Origin of the sequence: Gemmobacter nectariphilus DSM 15620 (assembly GCF_000429765.1) — a bacterium.
In the GTDB taxonomy this organism is placed as follows: domain Bacteria; phylum Pseudomonadota; class Alphaproteobacteria; order Rhodobacterales; family Rhodobacteraceae; genus Wagnerdoeblera; species Wagnerdoeblera nectariphila.
The window spans coordinates 386,815-401,462 of sequence record NZ_KE386949.1; the positions used below are offsets into that span (position 1 = coordinate 386,815).

Annotated in this window: 12 protein-coding genes; 10 read left to right on the forward strand and 2 right to left on the reverse strand. The window is 67.7% G+C overall.

Annotation, left to right across the window (positions count from 1 at the left end):
• The 6 genes from G481_RS0120585 to zapE all read left to right on the forward strand — a co-directional run.
• Positions 1 to 1,995, forward strand: a 1,995-nt coding sequence (locus G481_RS0120585) for an Ig-like domain-containing protein (protein WP_161630552.1), incomplete at its 5' end; no start/stop codon positions are given.
• A 74-nt stretch (positions 1,996 to 2,069) separates the two neighbouring features.
• Positions 2,070 to 3,383 (forward strand): TolC family protein, encoded by a 1,314-nt coding sequence (locus G481_RS0120590; RefSeq protein ID WP_051294678.1) that lies wholly within the window; start codon positions 2,070 to 2,072, stop codon positions 3,381 to 3,383.
• On the forward strand, positions 3,380 to 5,692 hold the full coding sequence (locus G481_RS24765; RefSeq protein ID WP_051294679.1) for an ATP-binding cassette domain-containing protein: 2,313 nt from the start codon (positions 3,380 to 3,382) through the stop codon (positions 5,690 to 5,692). The genes G481_RS0120590 and G481_RS24765 overlap by 4 nt, the downstream gene beginning before the upstream one ends.
• A complete protein-coding gene (locus G481_RS0120600; protein ID WP_035026871.1) occupies positions 5,689 to 6,861 on the forward strand; it encodes an HlyD family type I secretion periplasmic adaptor subunit in 1,173 nt (390 codons plus the stop codon). The genes G481_RS24765 and G481_RS0120600 overlap by 4 nt, the downstream gene beginning before the upstream one ends.
• 451 nt (positions 6,862 to 7,312) lie before the next feature.
• On the forward strand, positions 7,313 to 7,516 hold the full coding sequence (locus G481_RS0120605; protein ID WP_028031679.1) for a YgaP family membrane protein: 204 nt from the start codon (positions 7,313 to 7,315) through the stop codon (positions 7,514 to 7,516).
• Positions 7,517 to 7,601: 85 nt separating this feature from the next.
• Complete coding sequence (zapE, locus tag G481_RS0120610) at positions 7,602 to 8,684, forward strand: cell division protein ZapE (protein WP_028031680.1); 1,083 nt, start codon at positions 7,602 to 7,604, stop codon at positions 8,682 to 8,684.
• 200 nt (positions 8,685 to 8,884) lie between these two features.
• Here zapE and G481_RS0120615 read toward each other — a convergent pair whose 3' ends face one another.
• Together G481_RS0120615 and G481_RS0120620 are read right to left on the reverse strand one after the other, a co-directional pair.
• The gene (locus G481_RS0120615; RefSeq protein WP_028031681.1) at positions 8,885 to 9,304 is read right to left on the reverse strand and encodes an SRPBCC family protein; all 420 of its coding nucleotides are present in this window, start codon (positions 9,302 to 9,304) and stop codon (positions 8,885 to 8,887) included.
• Between the two features lie 130 nt (positions 9,305 to 9,434).
• Positions 9,435 to 10,166: an SDR family oxidoreductase gene (locus G481_RS0120620; RefSeq protein ID WP_028031682.1), complete on the reverse strand. Its 732-nt coding sequence runs from the start codon at positions 10,164 to 10,166 to the stop codon at positions 9,435 to 9,437.
• A 156-nt stretch (positions 10,167 to 10,322) separates the two neighbouring features.
• On the opposite strand from G481_RS0120620, the gene argB reads away from it, so the two are divergent.
• The 4 genes from argB (at position 10,323) to G481_RS0120640 (ending at position 14,449) form a co-directional block, all read left to right on the forward strand.
• On the forward strand, positions 10,323 to 11,201 hold the full coding sequence (argB, locus tag G481_RS0120625; RefSeq protein WP_028031683.1) for an acetylglutamate kinase: 879 nt from the start codon (positions 10,323 to 10,325) through the stop codon (positions 11,199 to 11,201).
• Positions 11,198 to 11,842: a hypothetical protein gene (locus tag G481_RS0120630; protein ID WP_028031684.1), complete on the forward strand. Its 645-nt coding sequence runs from the start codon at positions 11,198 to 11,200 to the stop codon at positions 11,840 to 11,842. The genes argB and G481_RS0120630 overlap by 4 nt, the downstream gene beginning before the upstream one ends.
• A complete protein-coding gene (locus tag G481_RS0120635; RefSeq protein WP_028031685.1) occupies positions 11,839 to 12,348 on the forward strand; it encodes a SixA phosphatase family protein in 510 nt (169 codons plus the stop codon). The genes G481_RS0120630 and G481_RS0120635 overlap by 4 nt, the downstream gene beginning before the upstream one ends.
• A 103-nt stretch (positions 12,349 to 12,451) precedes the next feature.
• Positions 12,452 to 14,449: an AfsR/SARP family transcriptional regulator gene (locus tag G481_RS0120640; RefSeq protein WP_028031686.1), complete on the forward strand. Its 1,998-nt coding sequence runs from the start codon at positions 12,452 to 12,454 to the stop codon at positions 14,447 to 14,449.
• The last annotated feature ends 199 nt before the right edge of the window (positions 14,450 to 14,648 follow it).

Here is a 14,648-nt window from a genome sequence, read left to right on the forward strand (position 1 = left end):
GAGCCGACTGACCCGACGACTCCGACCGAACCCACGGAGCCGACTGACCCGACGTGTCCGACCCATCCGACGGAGCCGACCGAACCCACAACTCCGACCGAACCGACGGAGCCAACAACACCGACCGAGCCCACCTGCCCGACGACCCCGACCGAGCCGACGGAGCCCACGCATCCGACGGAACCCACCTGCCCGACCGAGCCGACCTGCCCGGTGGCGGATGTGGACCCTTCGGTCGACAATGCGGGGTCGACCTGGCTGATCACCGGCAATGATGCGGTTCAGCGCATCGGTGTGACCGGCTGGGCGCCGGCGGGCTCTGCGGTGGTCGTGGTGCTGGGCGGCAAGGCCGTTGCGGCGACGGCCGGGACCAATGGCCGCTGGGAAGTCGATTTCGAAGGCAGCACGCTGCCTGCGGATGGCACCTGGCGCGCCTCGGTCACGGTCACCGAACCCTCGGGCGAGGTCACGCATCTGGCCGGGCCGCGGGCGATCATCGACGTGACCCCGCCGGATCTGGACCTGACCGAAGGCACCGAAAGCGTCGGCCATGTGTTCGACAGCGCCGACCGCGCCGATGGCGTCGAAATCGGCGGCACCTCCGAGCCGGGCGCCAGGATCACCGTCACCATCGACGGGGTGCCGGGGGCGACGGCGACGGTCTGGGCCGGGGCGGACGGGCACTGGGACGTCACCTTCCCGCCCGCCACCTTCCCGCAAGGCGATTATGAACAGCCGATCACCGTGACCGCCGAGGATGCCTTTGGCAACGCGGTCACCACCCATGACGCGGTGGTGATCGACGCCCACGGCTGCGGCTGCGCCCATATCGCCATCGACCCGGTGACCGCCGACAACACGGTCAACGCGGTCGAGGACCAGGCCGGCGTCACGCTGAGCGGCTCTGCCATGGCGGGGGCCACCGTCAGCCTGGTGCTGCACCTTGAAGGCGGCGAGACGCTCGAGGCCACGACCACCGCGAATGCGGCGGGCGTCTGGTCGGCCCGGCTGGCCAAGGACCTGCTGCCCGACGGCGAATACGGCGCCACGCTGATCGCGACCGCCAAGGGCGCGAACGGTGTCGAAGTGCGCGACGTGCACGAGTTCCGGGTGGATACGCTGGTCAACACGGCAGAGATCCACGCCGATACCGTGACGGGCGATGGTGTGGTCAATGCGGCGGAACTGCTGGGCGGGTTCATCCTGACCGGCAAGACCGAAGCCGGCGCCACCTTGGTCGAGGTGCATTTCGAGGGCGTGCGCCGTGCAGCGACCGTCGCCGCCGATGGCAGCTGGAGCGTGACCTTCGGCCCCGGCGAGATCGAGGGCGGCGCGTTCACCTCGGCCGTCACGGTGCGGGCGGAAGATGCGGCCGGCAATGTGCGGATCGAGACGGCGATGATCACCGTCGACAGCATCGGCCCCGAAGCCGCCCATGTCTCGGGCGCGCTGCATGGGGCGGACGGGGTGCTGGGCGTTGGCACCATGGGCGGCGAGGGCGATCTGGAGATCAGCCTGATCGGCGCGGATGGCAGCCATGCCTCGCTGGACACGACCGGGTGCGAACACCCGCTGGCCGGCCAGATGCACTTTTTCGACGCGCCCCTGCCCGATGGCAGCGCGCTGGTGATCGGCAGCATGGACGATGCGGGCAACCGCACAGACACGCTGGTCGTGCTGGGCGATGACGGATCGACCCAGCTGGACCTGTCGCGGATGGATCTGAACGGCTTCCAGATTGCCGAGATCGACCTGAACTTTGCCCCCGAGGCGAACCTCGTGATCACCGAGGCGCAGCTGCGCGATCTGTCAGGCAGCACCGATGCGCTGGTGGTGCATGGCGACGCGCAGGACACCGTCACCGCGATCGGCGCCCAGGCGACCGGCGAGAACGTCCAGATCGAGGGCCACACCTACCACGTCTACACGCTGGGCGACGCAGGCGCGACGCTGATCGTGGGCGAGGACGTCAACGTCCATACCTCTGTCATCTGACGGGGTCTGACCGGCAGGGCCGCCCGCCCTGCCGGTGCTTTCCATGTGATGGATCGGGAAAGGGGATCGTGGCCATGGTCGATACGACATACCGCGCCCTGACACGGGGTGTATCTGCGGCGGTTCTGGCGCTGGCTCTTGCGGGCTGCAATGGCGGCCTGATCCGCGGTGCGGTCTCGAAATCCCCGCAATCCCCGGGGCAGGACGCGCTGGCCGCCCGCCCCGAACGCAAGGTCGACGGCTCGGCGGTGATTGCCGATCTGGCTGCGCGGCACAGCGTCATTCCCCCCGGATCGGGCTATGACCGCATCGCCCGCGCGGTGCTGGCGGCCGATGCCGGCACCGCGCGCGCCGATCTGCGCGTCAAGAAGCTGACCGCCGAGGCGCGCGCGCGCAACTGGTTGCCCTCGCTGGGTCCGTCGGTCAGCCTGACCTCGCTGAGTTCGGTCGCCACATCCTTGCTGCTGAACCAGACGCTGTTCGATTTCGGCCGCCGCAAGGCGGAACGCGAATATGCCGTTGCCGATGTCGAGGTGGCGGCGGTCAACCTGTCGGTCGATGCCAACAAGCGCGTCTATCAGGCGCTCAGCCTCTATGTCGATGCCGAAGCCGCGCGGGCCCGCGCGGGTGTTGCCCGCGATGCGCTGGCCCGGCTGGCCGAGTTCGACCGCATCATGGCGCTGCGCGTGCGGGGCGGCGTGTCGAACATGTCGGAACAGACGGTTCTGAAGCAGAAACTGAACGAGATGCAGGCGACCTTGCAGGCCGACCGCGATGCCGAAATGCTGGCCGCATCGGAACTGGACGCCATGGCGCAGGCGCCGGTTTCGGCATCGGCCGGGCTGACGGACCTGCCGGGCGCCATGCCGGGCGTGACGCCCCTGGCCGTGCATCTGGCCGAGGCGCAGAAGGAACGCACCTTGGCCGAACTGAAGGTCGGCCGCGCCGACTATCTGCCGGGGCTGGGCGCCAGCATCAATATCGGCAAGGGCGGCATCGGCGTTTCAGGCGGGATCGAGAACGGTCTTGGCCTTGGCAACAAGGCCGCGCTCGAGGCTGTGACCGCCGGGGCCGACGCGGCGACGGCGCGGGTCGCCCAGGCCGCACGGGACGCTGCCCGCAACAAGCAGGCGCTGGAGCTGAAGATCGCCAATCTGGACCGGCAGGAAGCGGCGCAGGCCGATGTCGCGCGCCAGATGCGGGCAAACCTCAAGCGGTTCGAGGAACAATACAAGGCCGGGGTCCGCCCGCTGATGGATCTGGTGACCCAGCACGAGAACCTCGCGGCGATGGAACGCGATCTGGTCAACATGCGGCACGAACGTGCCCGCGCCCGGCTGGAGATCGCACGCGATCTGGGCGTTCTGGCAGATGGGGCAGGCATATGACGAACAAGATCATTCCGTTCGACATGGAAGCCGGCCGCCGCGCCGGGCAAACCCTGATGACCCCGCTGGCGCGCGGCACCGCCCGTATCCAGCGCGCCCCGGCACCGCCCGAACCGCTGGACAGCCTGCAAGCGCCACCTGCCCCGCAACCCGTCCAGCCCCCGGCCCCGCGCATCTCGCGCACCAGGGCGCGGGCAGAGCTGCTGGCGGTCTATGCCGGATGGCTGGGCTGCGATGTGCCGCTGGCCGAGCTGACCGAATCCCTGACCCGCGATCATGGCGACACGCCGGTCGGGCTGGCGGAACTGGCCGCCGCGCTGCGGCCCTATGGGCTGGCCGCCGGGGTGCAGACCGTCCGCGCCCCCGATGCCGCGCTGTGGCCCGCGCTGGCGCAGATGACCAACGGGCAGCTGGTGCTGGTGCTGGCGCAGGACCGTGACACCCTGACGATCTATGACCCCACCCAGACCGACCTGCGGGCCGAGGTTCCGGTTGCCGATTTTGCCCCGGTGTTTGCCGGCAGCCTGCTGCGCGCGCGCCCGACCGTCAGCCAGCTGACCAGGACACACGCAGGCACCGGCAAGCCCCCGCACTGGTTCTGGGGCGAATTCCGCCATCACAAGCGCGCCTTTGCCGAGGTGGCGCTGGGATCCTTTGTCGCCAATCTGCTGGCCGTCGGCATCGCGCTGTTCTCGCTGCAGGTCTATGACCGGGTGATCCCGCACCAGTCGCAGGCCACGCTGTGGGTGCTGGCCATCGGCGCGGGGCTGGCGCTGGTGATGGAAGCCTCGCTGAAACTGGCCCGCGCACGGCTGATGGACACCGCCGGGCGGCGGATCGAGCTGTCGATCCAGACCCGGCTGATGGACCGCCTGCTGGGCATGAAGCGCGAGCCGGGCGGCGCAAGCCCATCCTCGCTGTTCCAGTCGATGCGCGAATTCGGATCGGTGCGCGAATTCTTCACGGCCTCGACGGTGGGAACGGTGGCGGATCTGCCCTTCCTGGTCCTGTTCCTGGCGCTGATCTGGTCGATCGGCGGGCCGATTGTCGCGGTTGTCGTGCTGGGCGGCATTCTGATGGTGATCCCCGGCTTTCTGGCGCAACGGCGCATGGTGCAGCTGACGCAGGAAACCCACGGCGCCGGCGCCCGCGCCGCCCGCCTGCTGCACGAGGCGATCTTCGAGGCCGAAACCGTCCGCACCCAGCGGGGCGAGGCCCGGGTGCGCCGCCTGTGGGCGGAACTGTCGGCGCTGACCTCGCTCAAATCCTCGGATCAGCGGCGGCTGGCCGCCCGGCTGACCCACTGGGCGCAAGGGGTCCAGCAGGCGACCTATATCACCACGGTGGTGATCGGCGCCTATATGGTCTTTGCCGGCGAATATACCGTGGGCAGCATCATCGCGATCGGCATCCTGACCGGCCGCACCCTGGCGCCGCTGTCGCAGCTGTCGGCCACCTTCGCCCGCTGGTCCAATGTCAAGACCGCGCTGGAGGGTCTGGAAACCATCGCCAGCGCCGAACAGGTCGAGGCAGACGACCGCAGCTACCTGCGCCGCGAGCGTATCGGCGGCGCGTGGGAGCTGAAGAACATCGCCTTCCGCTATGACAAGGACGGCAGCGCCACCATCGACATTCCGGCCCTGGCGATCACCGCAGGCCAGCGCATCGCGGTGCTGGGCCCGAACGGATCGGGCAAATCGACCCTGCTGCGGCTGCTGGCGGGGCTTTACGCGCCAACCGAAGGGCGGCTGATGCTGGACGGGGTGGAAATGTCCCAGCTTCACCCGCGCGATCTGCGCCGATCTGTCGGCTATCTGGGTCAAGAGGTGCGGCTGTTCGCCGGCACCCTGCGCGACAACCTGAACCTGAGCCAGCTGGAACGCGACGATACCCGCCTGTTTGCCGCGCTGGAATTCGCGGGGCTGGCGCCCTTTGTCAAAGGCCATCCCAAGGGCCTCGACATGGAAATCCGCGATGGCGGCGAAGGGCTGTCGGTCGGCCAGCGCCAAAGCATCGGCTGGGCGCGCATCTGGCTGCAAGACCCCCGGGTCGTCTTGCTGGACGAACCCACCGCAGCGCTGGACCAGACGCTCGAGGCCACCATCGTCTCGCGCCTTGGCCAGTGGCTGGAGGGGCGAACGGCCGTGATCGCCACCCACCGCGTGCCGATCCTTGCGCTGACCGACCGGGTGCTGATCTTGCAAAACGGCAAGCTGTCGGTCGATGGCCCGCGCGAGGCGGTGCTGACCCACCTGATGAACGGCAAGGGCAACGCCCCCCGCCCGCAAACCGAGGTGCGCGCCGGATGACCGCCATTTTCGAACAGGATCTCGAAGACCGCTCGCGGATGCCCAGCCTGACCATCCGGCTGGTGGCCGCCACCGTCGCGCTTTTCATCGGCTGGGCCGCCTTTGCCACCGTGGACGAGATCGTCCGCGGCACCGGCGAGATCATCCCGACCTCGCGCCCGCAGATCATCCAGAACCTCGAAGGCGGGATCCTGGCCGAACTGATGGTCCGCCAAGGCGATGTGGTGAACCCCGGCGATGTTCTGGCCCGCCTCTACGGCACCCAGTTTCAAAGCCAGGTCGATGATCTGACCGCGCAGATCGACACGCTGGAAGTGCGGCGCCTGCGCCTCGAGGCCGAGATCGAGGGCCAGCGCAGCTTTGACGTGCCCCCCAGCCTGCAACGCCGCGTCCCCGCGATCATCGCGTCGGAACGCGCGCTGCTGGCCGCCCGGCAGGCCGATTACCAAAGCCGCCGCGACGGGGCGAAAAAAGTGCTGGATCAGGCCGCCAAGGAACGCAGCCTGCTGGAAGACCTCTACAAGAAAGAGGTCGTCTCGCTGATCGAGGTGACACGCGCGCGCAAGGCCCATTCCGATGCCGAGAACCGCCACCAGGAGACGATCACCCAGACCCGGCTGGACCGCGCAAGGGAACTGTCGGACACGCTCAAGGAACTCGCCTCATTGCGCCAGACGCTGAAGGCCGCGCAGGACCAGCTGGACCGCACGGTCCTGACCTCGCCCATGAAGGGGATCGTCAACAACCTTTCCGTCACCACCATCGGCGGCGTCGTGCGGCCGGGCGAGGAGATCTTGCAGATCATCCCGCTGGACGAAGAGCTGTTCATCGAGGCCCGCGTCAAGCCGCAGGACATCGCGAACGTCAAGCCAGGACAAAAGGCCACGATCAAGCTGTCGGCTTACGATTACACCATCTACGGCGCCATGCATGGCGAGGTGACCTTCGTCTCGGCCGACACCTTCAAGGACGAACGCGCGCGTGACGACCAGACCTATTACCGCGTCACCGTCTCGGTCGACATGAAGCACCTGACCGAACGCCAAAGCGCGCTGGAGATTCGCCCCGGCATGCAGGCGACGGTCGAGCTGCACACCGGGTCCAAGACTGTCCTGCACTACCTGACCAAGCCGCTTTACAAATCGCGCGAGGCGCTGCGGGAAAAGTAGCGTGGCAACGCCGGCTTGCCGTGTAACCCGCGCGCCCGTGGCAGGCTGCGGGAGCCTCCGGCGGGGGTATTTGGAAAAAGGCAAAGCAAAAACGCGCCCCGCCCGCACGGGAGACACTGCAAGCCGTGCGACCGGGGCGACTTTGCCTTTTGCGGTCATCGGCTCCCCAGCCTGTACCGCATGCCCGGTCTAGCAGCTGTTGGTTAAGGGTAAGTTACCAGGCGCCGCGCTTTGCTGCTTTGCCTTTTTCCAAATACCCAAATCCGCACGCGCCACACGCGCCTCGGCCCCATCAAAGGCACACTGGCGGATGCCCTGCCAACGATGAGGCGCCAAGGTGGTGACCGGGACGCGCCGAACATCACATTCCAACACTTGAATTTGAATGCAGGAACGCGTATGTTGACCGGGATCGGCAGGCACCGGGCCTGCCCCAACTTTCGGATTTGCCATGACCCTCGATCGCGCCGTCCTGATGTTTGCCGGTTTCGTTGTCCTGATCAGCGTAAGCCTTGGCTATTTCGTCTCGCCCTACTGGTTCCTGCTGACCGCCTTTGCCGGGTTCAACATGGTCCAGTCCTCGTTCACCGGGTTCTGCCCGGCGGCCATCGTGTTCAAGCTGCTTGGCATCAAGGAAGGCTGCGCCTTCCGCTGATCCTGCGCCAGCACGCCCGGCAAGGGGTCGTCCGTTCCACGGGCGGCCCCTTTTCCTTTCCGGCCTTGCGCGCTAAGCGATGGGCATGAGCACCCTGCCCCAGATCTACGATGCCCGCGTCGCCGATGGCACCCTGCGCCCCGATCCTGCGCAACATGCGGTGTTGCCCCGGCTGGAAGACCTGCGCCACTGGCTGGAGACAACCGACGCGCGGCCCAAGGGCCTGCTGGGCGGGCTGTTCCGCAAGCCGCCAGCGCCCCCCAAGGGCCTCTATCTGTGGGGAGGCGTCGGGCGCGGCAAATCCATGCTGATGGACCTGTTCACCAAAAACACCGCCATCACCGCCAAGCGGCGGGTGCACTTCCATGCCTTCATGCAGGAAATCCACCACGGGATGCACGCCGCGCGCAAGACGGGGGTGGATGACGCGCTGGCCCCGGTTGCTGCCGCCGTCGCCAAGGATCTGCGCCTGCTGGCCTTTGACGAGATGCAGATCACCGACATCACCGATGCGATGATCGTGGGGCGGCTGTTCCAGATGCTGATGGATGCCGGGGTGGTCATCGTCACCACCTCGAACCGCCCGCCCGAGGATCTCTACAAGAACGGGTTGAACCGGGCGCTGTTTTTGCCCTTCATCGACTTCCTCAAGCAGCGGATGGAAATCCACCATCTCGAAAGCCCGAACGATTACCGTCAGCACCGGCTGGAGGGCGCGCAGGTCTATTTCTCGCCTGCCGATGCTGCGGCCGGCGCGGCGATTGCCACGATGTGGGACGACCTGACCGGCGGCGGCAAGGGCGCGCCCGTGAAGCTGGTGGTCAACGGCCGCGATCTGGTGCTGGAGCAGGTGCAGAACGGTGTCGCGCGGGCCAGCTTCTGGGATCTGTGCGGCCGCCCCAACGGTGCTGCCGATTTCCTGGCGATTGCCGAGGCCGTGCGGGTGCTGATCCTGGAAAACATCCCCCGCCTCTCCGCTGCCAATTACAACGAGGCGAAGCGGTTCGTCACGCTGGTCGATGCGCTCTATGAGGCCAAGGTCCGCCTGATTGCCTCGGCCGCCGACATTCCCGAACGGCTCTATATGGAGGGCACCGGGGCGTTCGAATTCGAGCGGACGGCCAGCCGGTTGCGGGAAATGCAGGGGGCGGATTGGGGCAAGGAATAAGGGGCGATCTGCAGCAATGGCGGGCTGTGCAAACAGCGTCGCCGCTTGGGTCCCATGGCAATCGCGGCACGCGCCCATGTGCCCGGGGACCGCAAGTCTGACCCTGACAGCACCTTGGCCGTGGTTGAGCGCCGCTCACGATGCGCGGCCCCATGCCCCCGCCATGCGGGTCCGGGACCGGGGGCAGAACTGACGGGCGCTTACTCTGACGCTTTCAGGGCTTGGCGGGCAAAGTTATCCAGGATGGACTGCCACCCGTCGCGCTGTTGATCCAGCGGATGCTCGGTTTCAGGATCAAAGGACACCCGGACGATGACAGCGTCTGACTGAGGCACGAATTCGACGACCGCATGCCGGCCACCAAAATCGTATTCGATCCGCTGGTTCGGCACGATCTTCGTATAGGTGCCCTCGAAGTCGAAGCCCATGCTTGCGTCCTTCGCCTCCATCCGGAACGAGAACGTGCCGCCCTCCCGAAGATCGCAGCTCGCACTCGGACAGCACCAGTCGTCCGATGCGAAGTTCCATTTTCTGATGTCCTCGGGGGAGGTGTAAGCCTGCCAAACCCTCTCGATCGGGGCATTTACGGCGGTCTCGACGGTGATCTGTTCTTGCGCCATCCGAATTCTCTCCGTCTCAGGGTGCGAGAGGGTCGTGCCAGCCTGCCCGCTTGACAGATGCCGGCCAAGGCAGTGTTCCGCAAAACCGTCGTTCGGCCAAGCGCGAACTCACGCGCGTTGCCAAACGCCCTCACACATGCTGCGCCCCGTTCACCTCGATCTCGGCGCCCGAGATGTAGCTGGATTGGTCCGAGCACAGGAACCAGATCGCATCGGCCACCTCGCGTGGCTGGCCAAGACGGCGCATCGGCAGGGCCTCGACGATTTTCTCCGTCCCCGGTGACAGGATGGATGTTTCGACCTCGCCCGGCGCGATGGCGTTCACCCGCACGCCCAGGGGGCCGAAATCATGCGCCATCTCGCGGGTCAGGGCGGCCAGCGCGGCCTTGGAGGTGGCGTAGGCGGCGCCGGCAAAGGGATGCACCCGGCTGCCGGCGATCGAGGTCACGTTGACGACCGATCCCTTGGCGGCCGACAGTTCATCCCTCAGCCCGCGCGCCAGCACCACCGAGGCGAAGAAGTTGACGTGGAACACCTGCCCCCAGGTGCGCAGGTCGGTATCCAGCGCGCCAAGGCGGCTGCCGCCCGGCCCCTTGGGGGAAATCCCGGCATTGTTCACCAGCGCATGGACCTTGCCATCCACCTTGGCCTTGATCGTCTCGATCGCGGCAATGGTCTTTTCGGGGTCCACCAGATCGAGCTGGATGTGATTCTCCTCGCCGCCCGGCCAGGGGCAGCGGGGGTCGAACGGCTGGCGCGAGCAGGTCAGAACCCGCCACCCTTCGGCCGAGAAACGCTTGACGGTGGCATGACCGATCCCGCGCGATGCGCCGGTCAGGACAAGGGTTTTCTGTTCGGCCATGATGCTCTCCGCTGATCGGGTCCAACCTAGGCCCCGGCGGGGAAAAGACAAGATGCCGGGCGGCGCTTGCCCTTGGCATACGGGCCGCAAGCCGTTACGAAAACCGCATCTGTCCACCGCGCCCCAGACGGAGGCCCCATGAAGAAGCAGCTTGCCATGACGCGCGACCCCGCCGCCACCGCCAAGACCTTGTCCGAGGCGCTGCCCTATCTGCAACGCTATGCCGGCGCCATCGTGGTGGTGAAATTCGGCGGCAACGCGATGGGCGATCAGGCCGCGATGGCCGAATTCGCCCGTGATATCGTGCTGATGCGGCAGGTGGGCGTGAACCCGGTTGTCGTGCATGGCGGCGGGCCGATGATCAATGATCTTCTGGCCCGCCTTGGCATCAAGTCGGAATTCGTGCGCGGCAAGCGCGTGACCGACAAGGCCACCGTCGAGGTGGTGGAAATGGTGCTGACCGGCCTTGTGAACAAGCGCATCGTGCAGGCCATCATGGACGAGGGCGGGCGCGCCGTCGGCCTGTCGGGCAAGGATGACGACATGATGGTCTGCGAACCCGACGACCCGGAACTGGGTTTCGTCGGCAAGCCGGTGGAAATGAACGTGCAGGTGCTGCGCGATCTGTTCAGCGCCGGAATCATCCCGGTTGTCGCACCGGTCGCCACCGGCATGAACGAGAACGAGACCTTCAACGTCAATGGCGATACCGCCGCCGGGGCGATTGCGGGGGCGCTGAAGGCCGATCGCCTGCTGCTGTTGACCGACGTTGCAGGCGTCAAGAACGCGGCGGGCGAGGTGATGACCCAGCTCACCCCCGAAGAGGTCCGCCAGATGACGGACGAAGGCGTGATCGCAGGCGGCATGATCCCCAAGACCGAAACCGCGCTGGCCGCGCTGGATCAGGGCGTGCGGGCGGTGGTCATTCTGGATGGACGCGTGCCGAATGCCTGCCTGCTGGAGCTGTTCACCGACCAGGGCGCGGGCAGCATGATCCGCACCACCGAACCGCGGGTGAAACCGCGCGAGGCATGAGCCTTGACGACATTGCCGCACGGCTGGCCGAACATCGGCTGGCCGTGTTCGGCGGCTTTCATCCTGGCGCGCAGGATGGTGCGCCGCCGGGCACCCGGACGCTGCTGCTGATCGGCCCGGACGAGCCCGGCTATTGGGCGCATCTGACCGCACAGCCGGAATGGCTGGACGGTCGGCCCGATCCGGTCGATCGCTGGTCGCGCCGGGTCATTGGCCGGATCGCCTGCGATCTGGGCGCCAAGGCGGTTTTTCCCTTTGGCGGACCACCCTTTGCCCCGTTCTATCGTTGGGCGCTGGCCAGCGGCCGCGCCTGGGCCAGCCCGGTTCGCCTGCTGGTGCATGACCGCGCGGGGCTGATGGTCAGCTATCGCGGCGCGCTGGCGTTGAAACAGCAGCTGGATCTGCCGCCTGCCGGGACGACCCCGTGTGATGCCTGCGCGCGACCCTGCCTGACCGCCTGCCCGGTCGGCGCGCTGACCGGGGCCGGCTATGACGTCCCCACCTGCCACGCCTTTCTGAACCGCGATGGCGCCGACTGTCTTGCCGCAGGGTGCCGTGTACGTCGGGCCTGTCCAGTTGCCCAAAGCTATGGCAGGCTGGCAGAACAATCCGCCTATCACATGAGCATGTTTCATAAATGAGCAACCTTCGTCTGATTCTGACCCGCCACGCCAAATCCAGCTGGGATGACCCCACCATGGCCGACCATGACCGGCCACTGAACCCGCGGGGCATCCGCGCCGCCGGGTTGGTCGGGGGCTGGCTGGCCTCGCGCGGGGATGTGCCGGGCGAGGTGCTGTGCTCGGACGCCACCCGCACCCGCGAGACATGGGAACGCATCGCGCCCCATCTGCCGGGCGCGCCCGAGGCGACGCTGAAATCCGCGCTGTATCATGCCGGCCCCGATGTGATGCTGGCGGTGCTGCGCGGCGCGACCGCGCCGGTGGTGATGATGCTGGGCCACAATCCCGGCATTGCGGAATTCGCCGAACGCCTGCTGGCCCGCGCGCCGGCCGACCCGGAATTCCGCCGCTTTCCCAGCGGGGCCACCATGGTTGCCACCTTCGAGGCGGAACGCTGGCAGGACGTGACCCTTGGCACCGGCGCCCTGCTGGATTTTGTTGCGCCGCGCAATCTGGAAGCGTGACGCCACTGACCTCGCGCTTCCGTGAGGTTTCCTCTGGACACTTCCGCCCCGGCCCCACAAACAGAGGGCTTGGGGATCACGGAGCAAGTCGAGGGGGCAGCAGATGGCGGGCGATCCGGGCCAGGCCAGCGCAGGCGGCGCACTGCTGCGCCTGTCGCTATTTGGCGGGTGCGAGATTGCAGGGCCCGACGGGCAGCCGGTGCAACTGGCCTCGCGCAAGGCGCGGGCGGTGCTGGCGGTGCTGGCGCTGTCCGATGGCATGGCGCTGGGGCGCGATCGGCTGTGCGGCCTGCTGTGGGCCGAGGCGGGGGAAGATCAGGCCCGCGCCTCGCTGCGCCAATGCCTCAAGCTGATCCGCCAGGCGCTGGGGCCTGCGGCAGACCCCGTTCTGCGGGCCGACCGGCTGACCATGGCGCTGGACCGCGCCGGGGTCGATCTGGATGTGACGCGGCTGACCGACCGGCTGGCGCGCGGCGATCTGGCCGATCCGGCGCTGTTGCGTCCAATGCTGCACGAAAGCCTGCTGGCCGGGTTCGACGGTATTGATCCCGGCTTTGACGCCTGGCTGGCGGTCTTGCGCGAGACGCTGCGCCGCCGCGTGCAGACCGTGCTGGAAACCGCGATGGCCCCCGGCCAGCCTGCCGACCGGCAGGAACAGGCGGCTCTGGCCCTGCTGGCACTGGACCCGGCGCATGAACCCGCGCTGCGCGGGCTGATGGCGCTGCGCATGGCGAGGGGCGACCGCGCCGGGGCGCTGCGCGAGTTTGAAACCTTTCGCACCCGGCTGATGGCCGACTATGACGCCGAACCCGATGCGGAAACGGCAGCGCTGTATGCCGCCCTGAAGGACGAGGCGACGCGCCCGCTTCAGGTGCCCCCTACCGCACCCGCAGCGCCCGTCACCGAGGGCAGCGTGACCGTGATCGCCGTGGTCGAGGAACCTTCGGGCGATGCGGCGGCCGATGCGGCCTGCCGGTCCTTCGGGCTGTCCTTGCGCGGGATGCTGGCGCGGTTTCGCCACTGGACGGTGATCGCCGCCATGCCTGGCAGCGATCCGGTGCTGCCAGCGGGGGGCCATGTGCTGCGCCTGACCCCCCTGCCCAGCGGCGCGGACCTGTCGCTGTCGGTCGTTCTGTCCGGCGCCGGTCCGCAGGGCGCGACGATCTGGACGCAGGTGGCCGACATCACCACGGCCCGCACCATGGCCAGCCAGGAAACCGTGCTGCGCGGCATTTGCGGCGCGCTGGATGTCTATCTGTCGCAAGCCCGCCTGTCGCAGCTGCGCCTGCGCGAGCCGCACAGCCTGAACGCGCTGGAAAAGTGGATGCGCGGCCAGCAGTTGATGGACCAGTGGGATCCGATGGCCGACAGCCGGGCCGAGACGATGTTCCTTGAAGCGATCCACGCCTGGCCCGATCATCCGACCCTTCTGGCCAACCTGGCCGATCTCTACAACTCGCGCCACCTGATCTATCCTGGCATCCATCGCAAGCCCGAGCTGGAGCGCAAGGCAATGCAGCTGGCGCGCCGGGCCGTGGCGCTGGACCCGCTGGACCCGCGCTGCCATGTAACGCTGGGCTGGTCGCTGGCGATGGCGGGGCGGTTCGAACAGGCCGGCCACAGCTTTTTGCGCGGACATGAGCTGAACCCGGCCGACCCTGCGATCGCCATGTCTGCCGCGCATGGCATGGGGGTTCTGGACCGCATGGACGAGGCAACCGCCCTGTGCAAGGCCGCGTTCGATTGCCACCCCTCGCCGCCCTGGACCTTCTGGGGGTTCGATTCCAACCTGCGGTTCCTGGCCCGCGACTATGCGGGCGCCGTCGCCTCGGCCGACCGCTCGGGCGAGGTCAAGACCAATATCCTTGGCTGGAAATGCGCGGCCCTGGGCATGCTGGGCGATCCCCGCGGGGCCGAGGATGCGCAGGAATTCCTGATCCGCATCCGCGAGGCCTGGGTGCCCGACACCCCGCCCACCGATGCCGAGGCGGTGGCCTGGTTCGTCAACATCTTTCCCTTTGCCCGCCCCGCGCAGCGCGCCCATCTGTGCGAAGGCCTGTCGCGGGCCGGGCTGCCCGTGGATCTGGTCGCGCAGCGCTGACAGCACCGCGAAACGGATGATCCGGCGGCACGGCCAAAGCTGATGCCACGGCGCCCGATGGCCCGGTCCAGCCGCCTGCCCCGAAAACGGAACCGCCCGGCGATCCCGCAGGATGCCGGGCGGCTGCCCTGGTCCGGGGTGGGGAGCCACACCCTTGCCCAAGGCGGTGGCCTAGGGGCGCGCCTGCCCTTCGGCCTAA